Origin of the sequence: Kitasatospora sp. NPDC091276 (assembly GCF_040684355.1) — a bacterium.
Taxonomy (GTDB): domain Bacteria; phylum Actinomycetota; class Actinomycetes; order Streptomycetales; family Streptomycetaceae; genus Kitasatospora.
Window position 1 is genome coordinate 1 of sequence record NZ_JBFBFU010000032.1, and the last position, 23,273, is coordinate 23,273.

Annotated in this window: 16 protein-coding genes, 1 pseudogene and 1 riboswitch; of the genes and pseudogenes, 9 read left to right on the top strand and 8 right to left on the bottom strand. The window is 73.7% G+C overall.

The window, feature by feature from the left end; all coding sequences use genetic code 11:
* Positions 1-239: pseudogene (locus AB0O19_RS31060) on the bottom strand (manganese transporter); the annotation flags it as partial.
* 327 nt (positions 240-566) lie between these two features.
* Positions 567-744, bottom strand: a riboswitch (M-box (ykoK) riboswitch).
* 222 nt (positions 745-966) lie between these two features.
* Here AB0O19_RS31060 and AB0O19_RS31065 point away from each other — a divergent pair.
* Positions 967-2,304: a DUF3533 domain-containing protein gene (locus tag AB0O19_RS31065; protein WP_363624340.1), complete on the top strand. Its 1,338-nt coding sequence runs from the start codon at positions 967-969 to the stop codon at positions 2,302-2,304.
* A gap of 57 nt (positions 2,305-2,361) precedes the next feature.
* Here the strand turns inward: AB0O19_RS31065 and AB0O19_RS31070 are convergent, their stop codons facing one another.
* Both AB0O19_RS31070 and AB0O19_RS31075 read right to left on the bottom strand, forming a co-directional pair.
* Positions 2,362-4,629 carry an FdhF/YdeP family oxidoreductase gene (locus AB0O19_RS31070; RefSeq protein WP_363624452.1) on the bottom strand — a complete coding sequence of 756 codons (2,268 nt, stop codon included), beginning with the start codon at positions 4,627-4,629 and terminating at the stop codon, positions 2,362-2,364.
* A gap of 92 nt (positions 4,630-4,721) precedes the next feature.
* Positions 4,722-5,192 (bottom strand): GreA/GreB family elongation factor, encoded by a 471-nt coding sequence (locus AB0O19_RS31075; protein WP_363624342.1) that lies wholly within the window; start codon positions 5,190-5,192, stop codon positions 4,722-4,724.
* Positions 5,193-5,489: 297 nt separating this feature from the next.
* Between AB0O19_RS31075 and AB0O19_RS31080 the strand changes: the two genes are divergently transcribed.
* Positions 5,490-6,932 carry a glyceraldehyde-3-phosphate dehydrogenase gene (locus tag AB0O19_RS31080; RefSeq protein ID WP_363588319.1) on the top strand — a complete coding sequence of 481 codons (1,443 nt, stop codon included), beginning with the start codon at positions 5,490-5,492 and terminating at the stop codon, positions 6,930-6,932.
* 255 nt (positions 6,933-7,187) lie between these two features.
* Here the strand turns inward: AB0O19_RS31080 and AB0O19_RS31085 are convergent, their stop codons facing one another.
* Positions 7,188-8,771 (bottom strand): HNH endonuclease, encoded by a 1,584-nt coding sequence (locus tag AB0O19_RS31085; RefSeq protein ID WP_363624344.1) that lies wholly within the window; start codon positions 8,769-8,771, stop codon positions 7,188-7,190.
* A 279-nt stretch (positions 8,772-9,050) separates the two neighbouring features.
* Here AB0O19_RS31085 and AB0O19_RS31090 point away from each other — a divergent pair, with 279 nt between their 5' ends.
* The 4 genes from AB0O19_RS31090 to AB0O19_RS31105 all read left to right on the top strand — a co-directional run bounded on the left by AB0O19_RS31090 (position 9,051) and on the right by AB0O19_RS31105 (position 16,090).
* Positions 9,051-9,881 carry a hypothetical protein gene (locus AB0O19_RS31090; protein ID WP_363624346.1) on the top strand — a complete coding sequence of 277 codons (831 nt, stop codon included), beginning with the start codon at positions 9,051-9,053 and terminating at the stop codon, positions 9,879-9,881.
* Positions 9,882-10,208: 327 nt separating this feature from the next.
* Positions 10,209-11,237 (top strand): hypothetical protein, encoded by a 1,029-nt coding sequence (locus tag AB0O19_RS31095; RefSeq protein WP_363588315.1) that lies wholly within the window; start codon positions 10,209-10,211, stop codon positions 11,235-11,237.
* Positions 11,238-11,291: 54 nt separating this feature from the next.
* Positions 11,292-13,178, top strand: coding sequence for an HSP90 family protein (locus tag AB0O19_RS31100; RefSeq protein WP_363624348.1), 1,887 nt, complete (start codon positions 11,292-11,294; stop codon positions 13,176-13,178).
* Positions 13,178-16,090 (top strand): hypothetical protein, encoded by a 2,913-nt coding sequence (locus AB0O19_RS31105; protein ID WP_363624350.1) that lies wholly within the window; start codon positions 13,178-13,180, stop codon positions 16,088-16,090. Before AB0O19_RS31100 ends, AB0O19_RS31105 begins: the two co-directional genes overlap by 1 nt.
* Before the next feature lie 86 nt (positions 16,091-16,176).
* Here AB0O19_RS31105 and AB0O19_RS31110 read toward each other — a convergent pair whose 3' ends face one another.
* Together AB0O19_RS31110 and AB0O19_RS31115 are read right to left on the bottom strand one after the other, a co-directional pair.
* Positions 16,177-17,469, bottom strand: a complete 1,293-nt coding sequence (locus AB0O19_RS31110; protein ID WP_363624352.1) for a carbohydrate-binding protein — start codon at positions 17,467-17,469, stop codon at positions 16,177-16,179.
* A gap of 208 nt (positions 17,470-17,677) precedes the next feature.
* Positions 17,678-18,628 (bottom strand): LysR substrate-binding domain-containing protein, encoded by a 951-nt coding sequence (locus AB0O19_RS31115; protein ID WP_363624354.1) that lies wholly within the window; start codon positions 18,626-18,628, stop codon positions 17,678-17,680.
* 166 nt (positions 18,629-18,794) lie between these two features.
* On the opposite strand from AB0O19_RS31115, the gene AB0O19_RS31120 reads away from it, so the two are divergent.
* The 3 genes from AB0O19_RS31120 to AB0O19_RS31130 are packed head-to-tail and all read left to right on the top strand — an operon-like array spanning position 18,795 to position 21,694.
* Positions 18,795-19,733 carry a DMT family transporter gene (locus AB0O19_RS31120; RefSeq protein ID WP_363624356.1) on the top strand — a complete coding sequence of 313 codons (939 nt, stop codon included), beginning with the start codon at positions 18,795-18,797 and terminating at the stop codon, positions 19,731-19,733.
* A 9-nt stretch (positions 19,734-19,742) separates the two neighbouring features.
* A complete protein-coding gene (locus AB0O19_RS31125) occupies positions 19,743-21,053 on the top strand; it encodes a sensor domain-containing protein (RefSeq protein ID WP_363624358.1) in 1,311 nt (436 codons plus the stop codon).
* Positions 21,038-21,694 (top strand): response regulator transcription factor, encoded by a 657-nt coding sequence (locus AB0O19_RS31130; protein ID WP_363588301.1) that lies wholly within the window; start codon positions 21,038-21,040, stop codon positions 21,692-21,694. The genes AB0O19_RS31125 and AB0O19_RS31130 overlap by 16 nt, the downstream gene beginning before the upstream one ends.
* A 46-nt stretch (positions 21,695-21,740) precedes the next feature.
* On the opposite strand, the gene AB0O19_RS31135 is transcribed toward AB0O19_RS31130, so the two are convergent.
* Complete coding sequence (locus tag AB0O19_RS31135) at positions 21,741-22,955, bottom strand: lanthionine synthetase LanC family protein (protein ID WP_363624359.1); 1,215 nt, start codon at positions 22,953-22,955, stop codon at positions 21,741-21,743.
* 137 nt (positions 22,956-23,092) lie between these two features.
* Complete coding sequence (locus tag AB0O19_RS31140; protein WP_350883108.1) at positions 23,093-23,263, bottom strand: hypothetical protein; 171 nt, start codon at positions 23,261-23,263, stop codon at positions 23,093-23,095.
* Positions 23,264-23,273 lie beyond the last annotated feature (10 nt).

The following is a 23,273-nucleotide window of genomic DNA, read 5'->3' on the forward strand; positions in this document are numbered from 1 at the left end:
TGCCCCGCCTGCCCGTACGTCGAGAAGGCGCCCGCGTCGTTGTCGCCGACCATCACGATCAGGCCGGGGCCCACGATGGCGAGCAGGGTCTTGAGTCTTGCGGACAGGCCGTGGCGCGGCGTGGTGTCGTCGAGCCGGATGGTACCGAGCGCACCCTTGATGTCGCCGACGTGGGCGTCGTCCAGTACGGCTGAACGCGGGGCGGGGACCTTGGAGTTGAGCGTGGCGTTGGTGGTCATGACGATCCTCCCGTGGGCCCCGGGGCAGGCGGGGCGATCGGGGGCGCACGGCGGCGATCCCCCTGCGGACGGGCGCGGCGCATCGCCACCCGGCGGTGCGGGCCCGTTCGGGCGCGGCGAAGCCGGGAGTTGAGGTGATGAACCGTCAGAAGCGTTCGCAGGGAGGGTCGTTACCGCGTGCCGGGAGTGTGCGAGGACAGGCGGGGGTAGGGGCAACTGTGGCCCGGACTACTGCAATCCATGTCTCTCGCCTCCTCCCGGTCGACGCACCCCGTGGTGCGTGTGATCGACGCGGCAAGGAGTTCGCCGGCGCGCGAAGCGACCGCCGGTTCACCCCAACTCGTCAGAGCTTTGGCACTCCACGGCGTGTCCAGCCCGGTCGGGCCGGAAGCCACTTCGGATCAACCCTTAGGTCGGGAAGATCTGTCCTAACCCTGGGCGTCTCTCGACGTCGTCGGATCAGTGGCCTGTGTCCGTGAAGAAGCCTCACCGAACGAGGTGCCTTCTTCAAACCTCCAGAAGCATAGACCGCGCGGAGGCCAATACTTGCGTACTTGGTAGAACCTTTACCTTCTGTCTCCGGTCGTCCCGGCCGAGGCGCGGCGGGGGGTTGCGGGGGGCGGCGGGGCGGATCGGGTGACGTGGGGTTTTGCCGCCGGGCCGCCACGGAACGACTTCCCACCGCATCGGCAGCAGCACCAGGTTGCGCCCGAATCCGAGGGGTGGCATGGCGTCCGCAGGCTCCCAGGGCGGTCCCCGGCAGGCGCGGGCCCTCGTGCTCGCCCGCCACGCGAAGCTGTGGCTCGTCCCGAGCATCCTGTGCGGCCTGCTGGCCGTGGTGCTCTCGCTGCTCTACATGGGCGGCATCCTCAACCCGACCGGGCACCTGCACCGGCTCCCGATCGCCCTGGTGAACGCGGATCAGGGCCCGCCGCCGCCGGGCCGGGCGGAGACCCTGGGCGCGCGGCTCAGCCGGGAGATCGTCGCCGGGACGCCCGGCAGCACCGTCGACTGGCGCCAGGTCGACCAGGCCGAGGCGATGGACCAGCTCTCCACCGGGAAGGTCTACGGCGCGCTGCTCGTCCCGCAGGCGTTCACCGCCGACGTGGCGGCACTGACCACCGGCCGGGCCACCGAACGGCCCACCCTGACGGTGCTGACCAACCCCGGCCTCGGCAGCCTCGGCTCCTCGCTGGCCTCCCAGATCACCCAGTCCGCCGCCCACCAGGCCTCGCTGGCGCTCGGCAAGGAGCTGACCGCGGCCGCGCCGCCGGCCGGTTCCGCCAGCTCCGGCTCCGGCTCCGGCTCAGGCACGGGCACGGGCACGGGCACCAGCGCCACCGCGCGGCTGCTGCTCGCCGACCCGCTCGCCGTCACCACCCGGGTCGGCCACCCGATCGGCGCCCACAGCGGGCTCGGCCTGAGCGCCTTCTACTACACCCTGCTGGCCGTGCTGACCGGCTTCATCGGCGGCAACATCATCCACAACGGCGTCGACACCGCGCTCGGCTACAGCGACAGCGAGCTCGGCCCCTGGCACACCCGGCGCCCGACCGTCCCGATCACCCGCACCCAGACCCTGCTGCTGAAGATGGTCATGACGGCCGGCATCATGCTGCTCACCACCACCCTGGTGATGCTCTGCTCGGTCACCGTCCTCGGCATGGACGCCCCGCACCAGGCGCTGCTCTGGGTCTTCGCCTACTGCGCCAGCCTCGCCGTCGGCCTCGGGGTCCAGGCGATCAACGCGGCGTTCGGCGGGATCGGGCAGATGGTGTCCATGTTCGTCTTCATCGCGCTGGCGCTGCCCTCCTCGGGGGCGACCATCCCGCTCCAGGCGGTGCCCGGCTTCTACCGCTTCCTCAGCGTCTTCGAGCCGATGCGCCAGCTCAGCGACGGCATCCGGGCGATCCTGTTCTTCGACGCCCGGGCGGACGCGGGCCTGGCCCGGGGCTGGACCATGATCGCGGTCGGCGTGCTGCTCGCCCTGGCCTTCGGCTTCGGGATGACCCGGTACTACGACCGCAAGGGCCTGCACCGCTGGACGCCGCAGCCGTCGGAGTAGGCGTTCAGGAGTAGGCGTTCAGGAGTGGGCGTCTGGAGTGGGCGCCGTCCTCGGTTCCTACGCCTTGGTGACGGTGACCTTGAGGTGCTTCATGATCGGCTGGTCGCTCTGGGTGCTGTGGTCGCCGATCGCGCACAGCACGTTCATCTCGGGCATGTAGCCCGCCGCGCAGCCGCGCGGGATGTCGTACGGGATCGCGAGGTAGCCGTTCAGGGTGCGGGTGCTGCCGTCCTTCGCGGTGCTGGTGATGTCGACCGGATCGAACTCGGCGATGCCGCGCTCGCGCATGTCGTCGGTGTTCAGGAAGACCAGCGTGCGCAGGTTCCGCACGCCCCGGTAGCGGTCGTTGTCGGAGTAGATCGTGGTGTTCCACTGGTCGTGGGAGCGCATGGTGCCCAGCGCCAGGGTGCCCGGGGCGGGGACGACGTCGGGCAGCGGGGCGGTGGAGAACTCGGCCCGCCCGGAGGGGGTGAGGAAGACCAGTTCGCGGGCCGGCTGCTTGATCCGGAACCCGAGGGGCAGCCGCACCCGGCGGTTGAAGTCCTCGAAGCCGTCCAGGGCCCGGGACATGGTGTCGCGGATGCGGTCGTAGTCCTCGATGTACCACTCCCACGGTGTCCCGCTGTCCGGCAGCGCCGCGCGGGCCATCCCGGCGACGATGGCGGGCTCGGACAGCAGGTGCGGGGAGGCCGGGCGCTTCATGCCGACGGACAGGTGCACCATGCTCATCGAGTCCTCGACCGAGGTGCTCTGCACCCCGCCGCGCTGGTGGTCCTTCTCGGTGCGGCCCAGGCACGGCAGGATCAGCGCCCGGCGGCCGTGCACCAGGTGGCTGCGGTTCAGCTTGGTGCTCACCTGGACGGTCAACTCGCAGCCGCGCAGCGCCTCGTGGGTGTAGGGCGTGTCGGGCGCGGCGAGCGCGAAGTTGCCGCCCATGGCGACGAAGACCGTCACCTCGCCGCGCCGCATCGCCTCGATGGCGGAGACGGTGTCCAGGCCGTGCGCGCGCGGCGGGTCGATCCCGCAGGCTTCGGCGAGGCGGTCCAGGAACTCGGGTGAGGGGCGGTGGTCGATGCCGCAGGTGCGGTTGCCCTGGACGTTGCTGTGCCCGCGCACCGGCGACGGGCCGGCGCCCTCGCGGCCCAGGTTGCCGCGCAGCAGCAGGAGGTTGACGATCTCCCGCACGGTGTCCACGCCGTGCTCGTGCTGGGTGACGCCCAGGCACCAGCTGACGATGGAGCGGTCGGCGTCGCGGTAGACCCGGGCGGCCTTGAGGACCTCGGCCCGGCCGAGCCCGCTCTGCCGCTCGATCTCCTCCCAGGGGGTGGCCCCGCACAGCTCGCGGTAGGCCTCGAACCCGGTGGTGTGGCGCTCGATGAACTGCCGGTCCAGGGCCCGGGGGTCGGCCGTGGCCTGCTCCAGGATCGCCTTGGCCATCCCGCGCACCAGCGCCATGTCGCCGCCGATGCGCGGCTGGAGGTTCAGCGTGCTGGTCTTCGTGGACTTGAACAGCGCCATGTCCACGAAGTCGTGCGGGACGATGGTGCGGGTGGCGGCCGCCTCGATCAGCGGGTTGATGTGCACGATCTGCGCGCCGCGACGGTGCGCGTCGGCGAGGGCGGTGAGCATCCGGGGCGCGTTGGAGGCGGCGTTGACGCCCATGATGAACAGCGCGTCGGTGACCTCCCAGTCCTTGAGGTCGACCGTGCCCTTCCCGGTGCCCAGCGAGGCCTGGAGGGCGCGTCCGCTGGCCTCGTGGCACATGTTGGAGCAGTCCGGCAGGTTGTTGGTGCCCAGTTCGCGGGCCATCAGCTGGTAGAGGAAGGTGGCCTCGTTGCCGAGTCGGCCGGAGGTGTAGAAGGCGGCCCGGTTCGGGTCGTCCAGCTCGCGCAGGGTGCGGCCGACCAGCTCGAAGGCGTCCTTCCAGCTGATCGGGACGTAGTGGTCCGAGGCGGCGTCGTACACCATCGGCTCGGTGAGGCGGCCCTGGTCCTCCAGCGCGAAGTCGCTCCACCCGGACAGCTCGGTCACCGAGTGGGCGGCGAAGAACTCGCGGCCGACCCGCTTGCGGGTCATCTCCCAGGTGACGTGCTTGATGCCGTTCTCGCAGATGTCCAGGTGCAGGCCCTTGGTGTCGTCCGGCCAGGCGCACCCGGGGCAGTCGAACCCGGTGTTCTCGTGGTTCATCCGCATGATCGCCCGGGGCCCGTCCACGTACGCGCCCTCCTTCACCAGGAAGCGCGTCACGCTCTTCGCGGCACCCCAGCCGGCGGCCGGGTGGTGGTACGGCGCGAACTGCGGCGGCCCGACGGGGTCGGGGCCCACGGCCGGCTCGTCCCGGGCGGGGCGGTTCCGGGCGGCGTGGTTCTGCGTGGGGTCCTGCGCGGAGTCGTCCCGCGCGCGGCCGTCGGGGGAGTTCACGAAGCCCTCCGTTCGCCGACCGACAGCACGACCGCGCTGGCCGCGCCGTTCGGCGCCTCGTAGTTCACGGTCTCCCCGGCATGCCGCCCGAGCAGCGCCCGCCCGAGCGGGCTGTCTGCGGTCACCAGGGTCTCCTCCCGCACCTCGGCGAGCTCCGCCACCTCGACGGTCTCCTCCACCCCGTCCGCGAACCGCACGGTGACGGTGGAGCCCACCCCCACCACCTCCGTGGACGGCGGCCCGGCGGCGGCCCCCTCGCGGACCCGGGCCTCCAGCTCGGCGATCCGCTCGTCCAGCCGGGCGACGTCGTCGGCCCGCTGCAACTCGTCCGCCGCGTCCGCCCGGTCCCCGACGTCCTCCCCGCGCAGCGTCCCCACCACTTTCGCCCGCTCGCCGCGCAGCTCGGCCAACTCCTCCTGCACGGCGCGCAGGGCCTCGGCACTGATGGGCTCGGGACCGTCTGTCATGGCTGCTCCCGGGTCGTTCGCGGAACGCTCAAGCACGGGTCGTTTCCATTACCGCACCACCCCGCACCCCCGGCAAATCCGGCGTGGGCGAGGCTCCCGCGACCGGCCCCGGGGGTGGCGGTGATCACCTTCGCGGTGGGCGGGCGTCGGGGCGGTGGGCCCCGGTCGGGACGAAGCCGCAGGTCCGGGCGGTGCGGGCGGGGCGCGGCCGGGCAGGCGGGGGGAGGGACCGGCCGAAGGGGTGGGGGCGGGCGAAGCTACCATGTGCGCAACACCCTCAGCTCGAAAGATGGACTTGTGACTGTCAACGACGACGTGTTCACGGACTGGAAGAACCGCGAGGAGATCGCGGAGTCGATGATCCCGATCATCGGGCGACTGCACCGCGAGCGGGACGTGACCGTCCTGCTGCACAGCAGGTCCCTGGTGAACAAGTCGGTGGTCAGCATCCTGAAGACGCACCGCTTCGCCCGCCAGATAGCCGGCGAGGAGCTCTCGGTCACCGAGACGATGCCCTTCCTGAGTGCGCTGACCACCCTGGACCTCGGCCCCTCGCAGATCGACATCGGCATGCTCGCCGCGACCTACCGGGCCGACGACCACGGCCTGTCGGTCGAGGAGTTCACCGCCCGGGCCGTCTCCGGCGCCACCGGCGAGAACAAGCTGGAGCGCCGCGACGCCCGCGACGTCGTCCTCTACGGCTTCGGCCGGATCGGCCGCCTGGTCGCCCGCCTGCTGATCGAGAAGGCCTCCGGCAACGGCCTGCGCCTGAAGGCCATCGTCGTGCGCGACAGCGGCGGCGACGACCTGGTCAAGCGCGCCTCGCTGCTGCGCCGGGACTCCATCCACGGCCAGTTCCAGGGCACGATCACCGTCGACGAGGCGAACAACAAGATCATCGCCAACGGCAACGAGATCACCGTGATCTACTCCGACGACCCGACCAAGGTCGACTACACGGAGTACGGGATCAAGGACGCCATCCTGATCGACAACACCGGCCGCTGGCGCGACCGGGAGGGCCTGTCCAAGCACCTGCGCCCCGGCATCGCCAAGGTCGTGCTGACCGCGCCGGGCAAGGGCGACGTCCCGAACATCGTCCACGGCGTCAACCACGACACGATCAAGCCCGACGAGCAGATCCTGTCCTGCGCCTCCTGCACCACCAACGCCATCGTCCCGCCGCTGAAGGCGATGGACGACGAGTACGGCGTGCTGCGCGGGCACGTGGAGACCGTCCACTCGTTCACCAACGACCAGAACCTGCTGGACAACTACCACAAGGCCGACCGTCGCGGCCGCTCGGCACCGCTCAACATGGTGATCACCGAGACCGGCGCCGCCTCGGCCGTCGCCAAGGCCCTCCCGGACCTCCAGGCGAAGATCACCGGCAGCTCGATCCGCGTCCCCGTGCCGGACGTCTCGATCGCCATCCTCAACCTGCAGCTGGCCCGCGAGACCAACCGCGAGGAGGTCCTCGACTACCTGCGCGACGTCTCGCTGACCTCGCCGCTGAAGCGTCAGATCGACTACACCGACTCCCCGGACGCGGTCTCCAGCGACTTCATCGGCTCGCGCCACGCCTCGATCGTCGACGCCGGCGCCACCAAGGTCGAGGGCGACAACGCGATCCTCTACCTGTGGTACGACAACGAGTTCGGCTACTCCTGCCAGGTCATCCGGGTCGTCCAGTACGTCTCGGGCGTCGAGTTCCCGACCTACCCGGCCCCGGCGGTCTGATCCTCAGGTAGTTCCGGCAGTCCCGGCGGCGGGGCGGTGACCAGTACGGTCGCCGCCCCGCCGCCGTTCACGCCCGCGCTCCGTCCTTGACCGGCCCGAACGGCGGGTTTCCCGAGCGCTCAGCGACTCAGGAGCCGACGGACGACGGCTGCCGATTCCTGCCGTTGCCAGGTGTCTGCCATGTCGTCCCCCCTGCCTTCAGGCCTTGTCCCTGTCCAGATGCTAACGGCCGGGGGCAGGGGCGGCAGAGGGTGTTCAGCGGTTGAGCATGCAGAGGCTCCGGTGGTAGTCGATGTACTTCTCGTCGATGGGATGGTCGGGGTGCTGGCGCAGCGGCCCGAGGAGCCGATCGCCGTGGGTCTCCCGAACCACACCCTCGACGTCGATGTAGATCTCCAGGCCGTCGAAGAGCACGTGGTGGTTCGCGCACAGGCACAGCAGGTTGTGCAGTTCGTCGGGGCCGTGGTGGGGCTTCCCCAGGCCGCGGATGTGAGCTGCCTCGCTGTAGGGTTTCCGGTTGGACCGCAGCCGGGTCTCGCAGACCTGGCACCTGAAGTCGTGGATCTCCTTCACCCGGCTCACGATGGCGGCCTTTCGGACGGGGCGGGAGGACGTGACATCCCGGCGGGGGGCGGCCCCGGTGGCCCGCTCCGGAGCGGTGGCCGTCGCGTGCTCGTCCTCCGGGGTATCGTCGAGGCCGTCCGCGGCGGTGTACCCGGTCAGGCCCAGTCGACCAAGCAGGGCTTGCAGGTCGATGTCGTGGAGATAACGGCTCCGCAGGAGGAGCATCGCCTCCAGACGGGTGACGGGGTCCTGTAGCAGCCCGGCAGCGTCCTGCGACAGGCCGGCCTCCGGCTGCGTGTCGTTGAGGACCCCGACCGTGGGCATGGATCCCGCGTCTTCGCCGACTCCGTGTACCTCCCAGAGGCCGCTTCCCTGAAGGTGCCAGAACGGGTACTCGGGCGTGACCTTGGAGCCGGGGAGCCCGTACTCGGACAGCAGCGGTCCGACCTCGGATCGGAAATCTGACCAACGTGCCAGCCGAGGTTCACCCGCTGCGATGCGGGCGATCGCCCAGAGCAGGGCGAGCGGCTGGTGACGGCTGGGCTCCCCGCCGGTGGTGTTGCGGTTGGTCTTGAGACCGCGGAGTCGGTTGAGCAGGTCCGGGCCGGTCAGGGGAGCGGTGTGGGACGCAGAAGGCAGTGTCCGTCCGTGGGATGGCTGTGGGTGATGCACCGCCGGAAGACGGTGGGCGACGCGCGAGTAGTCCTCCGCCGATCGGAGTGTGAGCATGCGAAGAGGGCGCGGGACCTGGAGTTCGGCCAGGACGTCCAGAGCGGGGACCGGCTGGGAGAACTCTTCGAAGTCGTCGAGCGCCATGATGTGCTCCCAGGTCTTGCCGTCCTCGTCGCTGCCCCAGACAGCACGGGCTATGACCGGGCTGGTGAAGAGCTGGATGACCGTCGCGCGTGCGATAAAGCTGTTTCCCGTGTAGAAGAGGACGCTGTCGCCGATCCGGCGGTCGCGCAGTGCCCGTACCTTCTCGTTGTTGGTCTGAGAGGTCGGCGTCGAGCCCCACAGGCGGGCGACCCCGTCCGGGTACAGACCAGTGAGCACGTCTGCCTCGGGGCCGACCGAACTCCGGAGATCAGAGATACGGATACCCTTCCGCATCGACTTGGCGAAGTGCTTCGGGCCCCCGTCCTTGGTGCCTCGAGGCTGGAGGATCAGTTGCGGCGCCTTGGGACTGCGGATAATCGCCTCGGCAGTCGGCCTGAGAAGGTCGTGCTGCCAGATGGCCGGCTGTGCTCCTGCATGCGTCAGATCTTCGAGGCCCATGCCGGGGAGAGTAGTAGGAAGATCCGACAGTCGGTTATTGATTAACCGGGAGATGGGTGGTCGCGCAGTCGATGGCACGCTTCAGGCCTGCGTGACGTGCAGTCGTACGGACCCGGAGAGTGCTGCGGACGCACCCGGATCGCACGGGGCCGGGAAGCGGGCGGCGCCGCATGAGCGCGGGGGAGGGCGTGGCGGAACGAGGAATTCGACCGGCTATCTTGATGGGTCACGGACATCCGGAGGGAGCGGGCGATGGGGATGGGGATGGCTGGTCGGAGGGTGGCTGCCGCAGTGGCGGCCGGGGTGTTGATGGGGGTGCTGGCCGGGTGCTCGTCGGGTTCTACGGGGAGTTCCCCGGCGGGCTCGGACGCGGCCAAGGGCGCGGCGGGGGCGGCGAGCGCGGTGGCGAGCGCGACGGGTCCGGCGGGCGGTGAGAGCGGTGCAGGGGCTTCGGCCTCCGCGTCGGCGTCCGCGTCCGCGTCTGCTGCCGCGACGGGGGCGGGTACGGCCTCGGCCGCGGCCTCGGCGCCGGCGACCGGAGGCGGCGGCGCCGGGGCCTCCGCTCCGCCGGCCGGTGCGGCGACGCCCGGGGCGGACCTGGAGGCGGTGCTGCTGGACGACAAGCTCGTCGGGCAGGTACTGCCGGACGCGAAGGCGATGACGGGCTGGGAGGAGGAGAAACGCAAGGTCGACACCATCGACCACACCACCACCTGCACCGCGTCGGTGCCGTGCACCGGCAAGCCGCTCAGCGGCTCCGTCCGGTTCTCCTCGGGGGATCTGGTCGCCCGCTTCATCGTCGAGACGCTGCCGACCCGCGACGCCGCCAAGGGCAAGCTCAAGGAGTCCTATGCCTCCTACGGAGCCGGGCCGTTCCGCAAGGTCGACTCCCCGGTGCTGGGCAGCGAGAGCCAGGTCTTCCAGGGCCAGCTGGGCGAGGGTGAGGGCATCGGCATCGTGCTGCGCTCGGGCACCGTCGTCGCCAGCGTGACCACCGAGGGCGGGCCGGCCGACGTGACTGCCGCCCGGCGGTTCGGGGCGATGCTGGTCAAGCGGATCGAGCAGGCCCAGGCGGGCAAGACCCCGGACGCCGGGCTCGGACTGGCCTGACGGCCGCCGCGTACGCGAAGCGAAGCGAAGCCCCGGGCCGAGGAGGCGCCGGGGCCGTTTGCGCTCGGCGCCGGACCGGACGGCGTCGGACCGGACGGCGCCGCCGCCCTCGACGTGCCCTCACCCCGTTCGACGTGCCCTCACCCCGGCCGTCGGCCCCGGCCGTTCGCCCCGGTCGGCGGGCCGTGGGGCGGTCCCCGCGCGTGCCGGACCGGGACCGCCCCTGGGCTGGGGAAACGGATGTCAGTCGGCCGTGATATCTACTCATCTGGGGTGGCCGTCGTGCGGCCATGCGAAAGATGCCGATGATGTTCGAGGGGGCCACACATGCCGCTGTTCCGACGCCGCTCGGGCGAGGAGGCCGCGCAGAGCGGGGCGGGCTGGCGCGGGAGGGTGCGACGGGCCGTCGGGTCCGCGCCCGTGGCGGCCGTTGCGGCGCCGCGGCTGGATCCGGCGCTCGGGGACGAGTCGCTGCGCCTGATGCTCGGCCAGGCCGCCGCCGGTGACTGGGCGGCCCTGGGCCCCGCGCTGGCCGCCGTCGGGGACGGCGCCGACCTGACCGGGCGGGTCGGTGCGATCGCCGAGGTGCCCCGGGTCGAGGAGTGGACGGCCCGGGCCCTCGCCGACCGGCCCGAGGACACGTCGGCGCTGCTGCTGTCCGGTGCCCGGCACGTCACCTGGGCCTGGGAGGCCCGGACGGGCGCCCGGGCGAAGCACGTGTCCGAGAAGCAGTGGAAGGTGTTCCACGAGCGGCTGGACGTCGCCGAGGAGCAGCTGCTGGAGGTCGCCGAGCGCGAGCCGTCCTGGCTCGCCCCCTGGTACTTCCTGCAGATCAGCGCCCGCGGCGCCTCGCTCCCGGCGGAGGTCGCGACCTGCCGCTTCGAGGCCGCCGTGCGCCGTGCTCCCGGGCATCCGGCCTCGCACCGCCAGCGCCTCCAGCAGCTGTGCGCCAAGTGGGGCGGCTCGCACGAGGAGATGCACGCCTTCGCCCGGTCCTCGATGCTCGCGGCGCCGGAGGGCAGCCAGCTCGGCGAGCTGGTCGTGCTGGCGCACCTGGAGCGCTGGCTGGACCTCCCGGACGGTGAGGACCGCGCCTACCTGGCCAGTGCGGAGGTGGTGGCCGACTTGCAGGAGGCGGCCTTCCGCTCCGTGCTGCACCCGGACTTCACGCCGGTCCGCGGCTGGCAGGGTTCCTTCAACGCCTTCGCGATGGCCTTCTCGCTGGCCGGCCAGCGCAAGACCGCGCGCCTGCTGTTCGAGGCCTTGGACGGCGCCGTCACCGAGTCGCCCTGGCACTTCCTGTCCGGTGATCCGCTCAAGGCGTTCGCCTCCCACCGGGACCGCTGCGCGTACTGACGCCCCGGCCCCCCAGAACCTCCGTCACCCGCCCCGCGATCGAAAGAGCCCCCGGTGTCCCCATCCGAGAACCCGACGCCCGACAACGCGGCGAGCGCGCACACCTTCCAGGTGGACCTGCGCGGCCTGGTGGACCTGCTCTCCCACCACCTCTACTCCAGCCCGCGGGTGTACCTGCGCGAGCTGCTGCAGAACGCGGTGGACGCGATCTCCGCCCGCCGCGCCCTCGATCCGCAGGCACCGGCCCGGATCGTCGTGCGCGCCGACGACGAGCTGAGCGTCACCGACACCGGCGTCGGCCTGACCGAGGCGGACGTCCACACCTTCCTCGCCACCATCGGCCGCAGCTCGAAGCGCGACGCCGACGGCCGGCTGGACGGCGCCGGGCTGGCCCAGGCCCGCGGCGACTTCATCGGTCAGTTCGGCATCGGCCTGCTGGCCTGCTTCGTGGTCGCCGACGAGATCACCGTGGTGACCCGCTCCGCCGCCACCCCGGACGCGCCGGTGATCGAGTGGCGCGGCGGCTCCGACGGCCGCTACACGATCCGCACCCTGCCCGCCGCGGCCAAGCCGGAGCCGGGCACCACCGTGACGCTGGTCCCCCGTGCCGACGCCGTCGAGTGGACGCGGTCGGGCCGTGTCCTCGCGCTGGCCCGGGACTTCGGCAGCCTGCTGCGCCACGACGTCACGGTGGTGGACGCGAACGGCACCGAGCACCGGGTGAACCGCACCCCGCCGTGGGCCGAGCGGCACGGCTCGCCGCTGGCCCGGCGCGACGCGCTGACCGAGTACTGCCGCGCCGCCTTCGACTTCACCCCGCTCGACACCATCGACCTGGACCTGCCGCTGGTCGGCCTGCGCGGCGTCGCCTACGTGCTGCCGGACGCGGCCCCGCCGTCCCGCCGTTCGGGCCACCGGGTGCACCTCAAGGGCATGCTGCTGTCCGACCAGGCCGCCGAACTGCTGCCGGACTGGGCGTTCTTCGTCCGCTGCGTGGTGGACACCGACGGCCTGCGCCCGACCGCCTCCCGCGAGGGCCTGTACGCGGACGAGACGCTGGCCGCCGTCCGCGACGCGCTGGGCGTCCGGATCCGCGACTGGCTGACCGGCCTGTCCGCGAGCGATCCGGCGCTGCTGCACCGCTTCCTGTCCGTGCACCACCTGGCCGTCAAGGAACTCGCCCGTTACGACGACGAGTTGCTGCGGATGATGCTGCCGTGGCTGCCGTTCGAGACCACCGACGGCAACGTCACCCTGGACGAGTTCACCCGCAGCCACCCGGTGGTGCTGGTGACCCGCACGGTCGAGGAGTTCCGCCAGGTCGCCCCGATCGCCGGCGCCGCCGGCCTCGGCGTGGTCAACGGCGGCTACACCTACGACCGCGACCTGGTGCACCGGCTGCCCGAGATCCGCCCCGGCGTCTCGGTCTCCGATCTCGACCCGGGCACCGTCACCGCGCACCTGGACACCGTCGACCCGGCCGCCGAGCTCGCCGCGAACGCCTTCCTCGCCGTCGCCCGCGAGGTGGTCGGCCGCTTCGACTGCGACGTCGCCCTGCGCAGCTTCCACCCGACCAACGCGCCCGCGCTGCTGCTGGACAACCGGGAGGCCCGGCACGAGCGCAGCCGCGCCCAGCTCGCCGAGGAGGCCGACGGCCTGTGGGCGGACATCCTGGGCTCGCTGCGCGCCGAGGCGCCCCGCGCCCAACTGGTGCTCAACCACCTCAACCCGCTGGTGCGCCGCGCCGCGACGGTCACCAACCGCGAGCTGGCCGTCACCGCCGTCGAGGCGCTGTACGGGCAGGCCGTGCTGATGACCCGCCGCCCGCTCAAGGCGAGCGAGAGCGCCCTGCTCAACCGCTCGTTCATCAGCCTGCTCGACCACGCCATGCTCGGCCACGAGTCGGCCGGCCCGGACCGCACCGACCCGAAGGAGGCCTGATGCTGGACACCCCCGACGCGGTGATGGCCGCGCTGCGCGAGAACGACGCCCGCCCGTACGGCCGCCAGCGGACCGTCGCGGCCGAGGAACTCGTCGACGCCGCCGAGCAGTTCGACGACACCGGGGCGCGCTCGATGGCCCTGCTGGAGCTGATGGAGGCGTACGAGTACGACGGCGAGCGCAGCAAGAGCCCGGTCGTCTTCGCCCGCCTCCTCAAGCTGTGGGACGCCGACCCGGACGGCTTCGGCGAGTGGGCCCGCCAGCAGGTGTTCTGGCGGTTCAAGTGGGTGGCCGGCGCGCTCCTGGGCAACCCGGACGTGCCGCTGCCGGCCCTGCGGCGCTGGCACACCGAACTGCGCGACCGCTACCGGGCGGCCGGCTTCGACCTCCAGCCGTACTACGCCCAGCGCTACCACCTGGCCGCGCAGACCGGTACCGGCCGCCAGGACGCCTACGAGCTGTGGACGGCCCGCCCGCGCTCCGAGCTGAGCGACTGCCACGCCTGCGAGACCCGGGCGCGCGCCGAGCACTTCGCGGACGCGGGCGACGACGCCCGGGCGCTGGAGGTCCTGCAGCCGGTCCTCGACGGCCGGAGCAGCTGCGAGCAGGAGCCCGCCCTCAGCCAGGCCGCCGCCCTGCTCCCGCTGCTGCGCCGGGGCCGTCTGGACGACGCCCGCTCCAGCCACCTGACCGGCTACCGCGCCGCGCGCGGCAAGGCCTCGATGGCGCACGCCGTCGGCCGCCATGTCGAGTTCTGCGCGCTGTCCGGCAACGAGCCGCGCGGCCTGGAACTGCTCGCCGAGAACCGCGACCTGTTCGCGGTGGCCGGCGAGCCGTCGGGGCTGCTGTCCTTCCTCACCGGCGTCGAGGTGCTGCTCGCCGTCCTGGCCCGGGGCGGCCACGGCGGGCTCGCCGTCAGCGGCCCGCCCGGCACCTCCTGGACGGCGGACACCCTGCTCGCCCACGTGCGCGCCGAGGCCGACGCGCTCGCCGCCCGCTTCGACGCCCGCAACGGCACCGACGCGGTCGGCGCCGACCGGCGCGCCCGGCTGGCCCGCGAGCCGCTGCTGGCCGAGCCGCTGGCCCTCGGCGTGCGCGCCGCCGCCGCGCCCGAGCTGGCCGCCGCCCCGGCGCTCGCGCCCGCACCGCGTCGGGCCGTCGAGCCGGAGCCGGAGGACTTCACCGCCTTGGTGGTCCGGGCCCGCGAGCTGGAGCTCGTCGGGCACCCGGACGCCGACCGGCTCTGGCGGCGGATCGCCGAACGCGCCGCCGCCGACGGCTTCGCCCACCCCGAGGGCACCGCGGTCGGCAGCCCCGGGCGGCTGCGCGCCGAACTCGCCGAGCAGCGGGCCCACCAGGCGCTGGAGCGGGACGAGCACGCCGACGGCCGGGCCGGGCTGCTGGCCGCCGCCGACCTGTTCGAGCAGGCCGGGCTGCCCGGCCAGGCCCTGATGGTCCGGGCCCGCGCGCTGATCGTGGAACTCGGCGAAGTCGAGGGCGCGGTGGCCGACTGGCCGGCGCTCGACGAGGTGCTGCGCCGGGCCGAGGAGCTGCGGTCCGCCGGCGCGATGGCCGACGACGACCACCTGATCGTGTGGCAGGTCCGCGCCTACGCCGCCCACCACGACCTGGTCGAGGCGCTGCCCGAGCCGCCCGCCGAGGCCGTCGAGCGCTTCGAGGCGGCGGCCGGCGGCTACCACCGCACCGCCGTGGAGCTGGGCTCCGCCCGCCGCGCCGCCACCTCCCGCCAGTACCTGGCCGACGCGGCCGCCCGGCAGGGCCGGCTGGCCGAGGCCACCACCGAACTGCGCGAGGTGCTCGGTGAGTTGGACGCGGCCGAACTGCCCTGGCACACCCCGCGGGTGCTCGGCCTGCTGGGCCAGGTGCTGCTGCAGGGCGGCGAGTCCGCCGAGGCCGTCGAGGTGTTCCACCGGGCGCTCGCCGAGGCCGCCCGCTGGGGCGACGACTCCTACCCGTACGCGCCCACCTACCTGATGCTCGGCCACGCGGCCATGGGGGCCGGCGACCGCGGCGGCGCGGTCCGGGCGCTCACCGAGGCGGCCGCGCGCTTCGACCGCAAGGGCCGGGAGGCGGCCGAGGACGCCGCCCGGGCCCGCCTCCAGCTGGCCGACGTGCTGCGCGCCGCCGACCGCACGGCCGACGCCGTCGCGGTGCTGGAGTCGGTGCTGCTGGACGCCGCCGCGCCGGAGCTGGACGTGCGGATGCTCGCGCAGGCCCGGCTGGACCTCGCCCGGGGCCTCACCGAACTGGACGAGCACCGGGACGCCGCCGAGGAGTACCTGCGGCTGGCCGACGCCGTCGCTGGCTGGGAGGAGCAGGACACCCACACCATGGTCGCCTGCGAGGCCGCGCTGGCGCTGGCCCGGGCGGACCGCTGGGAGGCCGCGAAGGCCGCCCTCGACCGCGCCCTCGCGGCCCACGCCCAGGCCCCCCAGGTCGACCAACTGGCCGCGACGCTACGTGAGTTCGCCCGGCTGACGATGCACGCCGAGGGCCCGGAGGGGCTGGCGTCGGCGCTGGCCCGGCTGGCCGAGGCGGACGCCGCCGGGGAGCACGCCGGGCAGGCCGGTCAGGAGTACAACCCCTGGTACCTGCGCGGCGGTTCGCACTACGAGCGGGCGCGCTGCCTGGCCATGGCCGAGCGCCACGAGGAGGCGCTGGCCGAGGTCGAGCGGGCGATCGCGGTCTACGAGGGCGGCGACGAGCGGGCCGGGACGTCCAGGGCCGAGGCCGTCCGGCTGGCCGCGCTGATCGAGGGCGCCGACCTCGGCCGTACCGGGGCGGCCGTCGCCCGGCTGACCGCGGGCATCGCCCGCTGCGAGGCCGCCGGCCTCCCGGAGGCGGCGCAGGTGCTGGCCGACCTGCGGGAGCGGTTCGCGGCCGCGAACTGACCGCGGCCGCGAACTGGCCTGCCCGGGGCCCGGGGTGCGCAGATCCCCGGGCCCCGGGCGTCGGCCCGTCAGCCCGTCGGCCCGTGTCAGCAGGGACCGTCGTCGCCCCAGACGCCCCACTGGCCGCTGGCGCTCGGCACCTCGTTCAGCGTCCACCACTTGGCGTGGTACTTGTGGCCGCCGTACGAGACCTTGCTGCCGCTGGTGTACGTGGTGCTCGCGCTCCACGCCGGGTCGGTGCAGGTCCCGGGGGTGGTCGGGGGAGTCGTCGGCGGCGTGGTGGGCGGGGTGGTCGGCGGCGTGGTGGGGGGCGTGGTGGGGGGCGTCGCCCCGGCGAACTTCACGGTGTACTTGGTGAAGTCCCAGTCGTTCTGCGCCACGCTGGAGCAGGAGCCGGACAGCCCCGGGTCCACCGGGCCCGTGCACTGCCGGTCCCGGTTGACCGACCAGTAGGTGTACCGGGCCAGGTCGTGCGCGGTGGCGAAGTCCAGCACGGCCTGGAAGTCCGCCTGCCGGAAGTACTCGGCGGCGTCGGTGCGGCCGTTCATCATCGACACGCCCTCGTGGGCGTAGGCCGTCGCCTCGGACCAGCCGAAGGTGGTCTGGAGGATCTGGTTGAACTTCACCAGCGCGTCGGTCTGCGCGGCGGCGCCGTTGAACCCGCCGTCGAACGGCATGATCGAGTAGTTGTTCGGCGTGAAGCCCTGCGACTTGGCCTCGTTCAGCATCTGCGTGCCGAACCAGCCCGTCCCCGCGTTGGTCCCGGCGGTGGTGATCGAGATGTAGAGGCCGGGGTTGTTCTGCTGGAGGATCCGGGCGGCGCCGACCTCGTTGTGGATCGCCGCGGTGTTCTCGTACTCCGGCTCCTCCAGGTCGAAGTCGATCGCCTTCAACTGGTACTTGGTGATCACCTTCTGGTACCCGGCGGCGGTCGCCTCCGGCGTGCCGCAGACCTGGCCGAGCTTGGTGCCGCCGTACCCGCCGACCGAGACCGAGACGTCCCCGCCCTTGCCGCGGATGGTCTGGATGACGCCGGGCATGGTGGTGTCGGTGTCGATCGAGGAGGTGCCGCCCCAGGCCGGCGAACAACTGGTGCCCTGGGCCAGGATGAACGCCAGCTGGAAGGCCTTCTGTCCGGTGGCGTCCATCACCGCCGCGGCGTCCGGCGGGCTGTTGTCCTCGGGCATCAGATAGGGCGCCGAGGCGTACCAGTTGCTGCCGAGGCCGGTCGTGGTGTCGGCGGCGGCGGAGCCGGTGTTCGCGAGCGCGGCGACGCCGCCGGCGACCAGGCCGAGCACCCCGGCCACGGCGGCGGCGACCCGGCGCGGGCGGCGGCGCGGGTTCCGGGGGGCGGGGTGTGGGGGAAGTGCGCGTTCCATCGAGGGCCTTTCCAGGCGGGACGGCAGTGGGGGAGGGGCTGCTCACGCCGGAGGTGGGGGTGGCGCGCAGACCGAACGGGCCTCCGGCAGGGGGTAGTTGCCGAAGGCTGTCACTGGTATAGACCTGTCGGGGAAGGGTGGTCAACCCCGAAATGGTCAAGCCGGGGCCCGGCGCCGGCGGTGGACCGGGCGCCGGACGGGCTCCCCGTCAGGCGCGCGCCGCCACGCGGACCCCTGCCCCCGTTCCCTGCGCGGCGTCACCGGCTCCCTGTGCGGCACCCACCGCCCCCTGCGCGGCGCCCACCGCCGCCAGCAGCCCGCCGACCGCCGGCGACCACGGCCGGCTGGTCGGCCCGGTGAGCGTGAGCGTGCGGTGGACGGCCGGCCGGATCGGGACGAGCACGCAGTTGGCCGGGAGCATGGTCAGCGCCAGCGCGGGCATCACCGAGACCCCGACGCCCGCGTGCACCATGCCGATGAGCGTGTTGAGGTCGCGGATGCGGTGCCGGGGAGTGAAGCGGGTGCCGGCCCGGCGGAAGGCCTCGCGGATGTGGCGTTCGCAGCCGCCCTCGGAGAGCAGGAAGTCGTCGTCCTCCAGGTCGGCGACATGGATGGCCTCCTGCCCGGCGAGCGGGTGGTCGCGGCGCAGCAGCGCGTGCATGGAGTCGGCCCCGAGCGCGACCGCCCCGGGCGGGAGCGGCCCGGCGTCGACCAGGACGGCGGCGTCGACGGTGCCCGCCTCCAGCCAGGTGGCGAGCTCGTCGTCCTCGCCCTCGAAGACCCGGACGGTGACCTGCGGGTAGGCGGCCTTCCAGTCCCGGAGCAGCCCGGGCAGCAGCGCCTGGCAGACGGTCGTCGGCGCGGCGAGCCGCACGGTCCCGACGGGGCCGCCGGAGTGCCGGGTGGCGATGGCGCGCACGGCGGCGGCGGAGGCCACGGCGGTGCGGGCGTGCGGGAGGATCTGCTCGCCCAGGGGAGTGGGCCGGGCCGGGGTGCCGCGCAGCAGGACGGGCGCGCCGAGGGTCCGCTCCAGCGCGGCGACGGCGTGCGAGACGGCGGACTGGCTGATGCCCAGTTCGTCGGCGGCCGCGCCGAACCCGCCGGTGTCGGCGACCGCGACCAGGGCCCTCAGCTGGGCCAGGTTGACCTCCGAGGCCATGAGACTTCCTCATCCATTCGGCACTGCCACTTGTTGGACTCATGCTCTGCCACCGGGCCACCCTCTGTCCAGACGGGATCCGAGGCGGGACCCGAGACTGGACCCTGGGCGGGACCGGGACGGAACCCGACACGGAACCAACGGGACGAAGGTGGAGGTGATCCGGGTGCGGCGCTGGTTGCCGGGCTTCGTGGCGCTGTCGGCGATCTGGGGCGCGAGCTTCGCGCTGATCAAGGTGGCGGTGGAGGCGGGGGTGCCGCCGCTGTGGGTGGCGCTGTGGCGCTGCGCCCTCGGGGCGGTCACCCTGTGGGCGATCCTCGTGCTGCGCCGCGAGCGCGTCCCCCGCGACCGCGCGCTCTGGGGGCACTCCGCCGTGGTCGCGGTGCTCCTCAACACCGTGCCGTTCACGCTGTTCTCGTTCGGCGAGACCCGGGTCAGCTCCGTCCTCGCCGGGGTGATGAACGCGACCACCCCGCTGTTCACCCTGCTGTTCGCCGTCCTCATCGTCGCCGAGGAGCGCCGCCCCGGCGCCCGTCGGCTCTCCGGACTCGCCCTCGGCTTCGTCGGCGTGCTCACCGTGCTCGGGGTCTGGCGCGGCATCGGCTCAGGCGAGGCCGCCGGCGGCCTCGCCTGCCTGGCCGCCGCCTGCTGCTACGGTGCGGGCTTCACCTACCTGCGCCGTTTCCTCTCCGGCCGGCCGGAGTCGGTGGTCACCCTCTCAGCCGTCCAGATCGCCTGCGCCACCGCCGAGCTGGCCGCCGTCGCGCCGTTCGCCGCGGGTGCCCCGCACTGGCCGGGGGCGGGCGCGGCCGGGGCCCTGCTGGTGCTGGGTGCGGTCGGCACCGGCCTCGCGTACCTGCTCAACCTCGGGCTGGTCCGCGCGGCCGGCACCGCGGTGGCCTCCGCCGTCACCTACGTCATGCCGCTGTGGTCCACGGCCCTCGGCGCGGCCTTCCTCGCCGAGCCCGTCGGCTGGAACGCCCTGGCCGGCGGCGTCCTGGTGATCGCCGCCGTCGCCCTGGCCCGCCCCCGGCCCGCACTCCGCCCGGCCGGCTCCGCCGCCTCCACGACTGACGCCCCGAGGCCTGGTCAGAGGGTTCGTTAGAGTGGCCGGGTGAACGAGGGGGAGCAGCAGCCGACGGCCGTCTGGGCCGCGCTGCGGGCCCACCCGCTGCGCTTCCCCGTCACCCCGTGGGTGCCGCGCTGCTGGGCCTACCTGCTCGGCGGCGCGCTGCTCGGCCCGCTGCTGCTGGCCGCCCTGACGGTGCTGCTGGTGCTCGGTCTGGGCCTGTCCGTGGTCGGGGTCGGACTGCCGGTCCTCCTCGCCCTGGCCCTCGCGGGCATCCCCGCCGCCGCCCTCGAACGCCGACGGCTGCGGCTGGTCGAGCCGGCACCGCTGCCCGACCCGCACCGCCCGCTGCCCGGCGCCGGCCGCCGCGCCCGGCTGCGGACCCGCCTGCGCGAGCGCGCCACCTGGCGCGAACTGGCCCACACCGCGCTCACCGCCACGGCCCTCGCCGCCGCCGCGCTCGGCTTCAGCGCCGCGCTGCTGTTCTCCGGCGCCCTGGTCGCCTCCCCGGTGATCGTCTGGGCGCTGGCTCCCGAAACCGTCATGATCATTCCCGGCAGGGCGGTGTCCGGGCCGCTCGCCGCCCTGCCGTTCAGCGCCGCCGGGCTCGCCGGGCTCCTCCTCTGCGCCTACGCCGGGGCCCTGCTGACCGCCGCCCAGGTGGCCCTCGCCCGCCTCCTGCTCGGGCCCCGCGAGGAGGACACCGGCCGACAGGTCCTCGAACTCACCCGCTCCCGGGCCCGGCTCGCCGACGCCTTCGAAGCCGAACGCCGCCGCATCGAACGCGACCTGCACGACGGCGCCCAACAGCAGCTCGTCGCGCTCAGCATGACCCTCGGCCTCGCCGACCACGCGCTGCGCGACGGCAGCGCCCGGTCCGGCGACCGGGCCACCGCCCTGGTCGCCCGGGCCCGCGGCGAAGCCCGGCAGGCCCTGGAACAACTGCGCGGCCTGGTCCGCGGCATCCACCCCCAGGTGCTCACCGACCACGGCCTCGCCGCCGCCGTCGCCGAGGTCGCGCTGCGCCACCCCATCCCGGTCCGGTCCGACTTCGACCTCCCCGGCCGGCTGCCCGCCCCCGTCGAGACCACCGCCTACTTCACCGTCACCGAAGCGCTCACCAACGCCGCCAAGCACAGCGGCGCCGCCGCGATCACCGTCAGCGGGCGCATCGCCGACGGCCGGCTGGTGCTCCAGGTGACCGACGACGGCCACGGCGGGGCGGACCCGGCCGCCGGGGCCGGACTGCGCGGACTCGCCGACCGGGTGGCACTCCTGAAAGGACGGCTCATGGTGACCAGCCCGACGGGCGGCCCGACCACGCTGCGGCTGGAGGTCCCGTGCTCCGGATCGTGATCGCCGAGGACGCCGTCCTGCTGCGCGCCGGACTCGTCGAACTCCTCACCCTCGGCGGCCACCGGGTGACCGCCGCCGTCGGCGACGCCCGCGCCCTCGCCGCCGCCGTCGACACCGAACGGCCCGACGCCGTCATCACCGACGTCCGGATGCCGCCCGACTTCTCCGACGAGGGCCTGCGCGCCGCCCTCGACCTGCGCGAACGCCACCCGGGCCTGCCCGTCCTGGTGCTCTCCCAGTACGTCGCCACCCCGTACGCCACGCGCCTGCTCGCCGCCGCCGGCGCCCAACCCGCCGGCCTCGGCTACCTCCTGAAGGACCGCGTCGGCGACGTCGCCGACTTCCTCGACGCCCTGCGCCGGGTCGCCGCCGGCGAGACCGTCATCGACCCCGACGTGGTCCGCGTCCTGCTGCGCCAGCAGTCCGCCGACCGCCCCCTCACCCGCCTGACCCCCCGCGAACGCGAAGTCCTCGCCCTCATGGCCGAGGGCCTCAACAACCAGGCCATCGCCACCCGGCTCACCATCACCGAGGCCTCGGTGGTCAAACACTGCGGCAACATCTTCATGAAGCTCGACCTCGATCCCACCGAAGGCAACCGCCGCGTCCTCGCCGTCCTGGCCCACCTCCGGGAGGCGTAGGGCGGGTCCGACAAGAGGCTCGGGTCCGACAACGGGCGCCGGCGGCTCAGCGCAGACCGAGACAGGGCAGCCAGGCCCGTGAGGCGCCGTGGCCCGCGGTGAGCAGGGCGCACAGCGGGCCGGCCGCGCCCCCGAGCAGGCCCATCCCCTCCGCGCCCAGGGCCTCCACCTCGGGTAGGCGGGCCCTGAGGTGGGCGAGCAGACGGGCCTTCAGCGCGGCTGCGGCGGGCAGGCCGGCGTGGTGGGCGAAGGCGTCGGCCACCGCCAGCACGCCCGAGGCGCCGTGGCACAGGGCCAGCAGGTCGCTCGCGCGGTCGCCGAAGAGGTGGAACCGCTCGTCGTACCGTTCGGCGAGCGTGCTGAAGGCCGCTGCGGCCCAGTCGGCCGTCTCCCGGTCGCCCGTCGCGTCGGCCGCGTCCCACAGCGCCCAGGAAACTCCGGGGGTGCCGTAGCACCAGGCCTGGCGGGCGCGCGCTCCGGCGGGCGGCGGGCCGTCGAGCCCGGCGCCGTCCCAGGTGCGGATGGAGCGGGCGTCGTCGAAGGACTGCCGCATCAGCCACCCGGTCGCGCGGCGCAGGGCGGGGGTCAGGTCGGGGTGCGGTCCGAGGTGGCGTACGGCTGCGGTGAGTGCGGCGACGACTCCTGCGGCGCCGTGGCCCGTGCCGGTGTTGATCCGTCCGTCGAGCCAGCCCAGGTGCGGGTGGCCGGCGTACTGCCCCGTCCGCAGCCGGGGCAGCTCGTCGGCGTCGCACAGCCGGGCCAGGTGGTCGGCGTACGGGCCGAGTTGGGCCGGTGTCGGGCGGGTGCCCGTGCTCAGGGCGAGCAGGGTGCCGGAGGGGCCGACGATGAGGTCGTAGTCCGGGAAGGCGACCTGTTCGCAGCGCCAGGTGAGGGCCGGCGCGGTGCGGACCAGGTGGTCGCGGAGCCGGTCGGCGACCGGATCCAGCCCCGGGAGCACCCGGGCTCCCAGCCGCAGGCCCGCCAGCGTTCCGGCCAGTCCGCCGTCGTACAGCCCGCAGTGGCCCGGCCCCTGGCCGGCGGTGCGGGCCCACACCGCCACGGCACGGGCCGCGGACCGTTCGCTCTCCGGCCCTCCGGTGGTGTGCAGCAGGGCGGCCAGGACGGGGACGCCCGGATCGGAGGGGTGCTCGGCGACCGCCGGGCTCTCGCGGGGCCGGGCGGACCAGGCGTCGAGGAGCCGGACGGCGAGTCCGGTGACGGCGGTGTCGGTGTTCTCGGCGTTCGCGGTGTGCTGCGGCACGGTGGCTCCTCGGGAACGACGGGTCGGCACTCCGCCCGGCCTGGAGGGGCCGGGCGGAGTGCCGGTGGTGGCGGCCGTCAGGGGCCGCTGTCCGGGTGGCCGCCCGAGGGCGTGCCCTCGGACGGCCCGACGGGAGATCAGCAGAACAGGCCGCTACAGAGCAGCACCGTGTCGCAGATCAGGACGGTGCAGACGCCGCTGCAGCCGCCGCTGCTGGCCTCGGGGGTCGGCAGGGTGGTCTCGGTGATGCGCGCGTCCAGGTCGCCGATGAGGGCGTCGAGGTCGGTGAGCGCCGTGATGTCGGGCATGGTTGTCCTC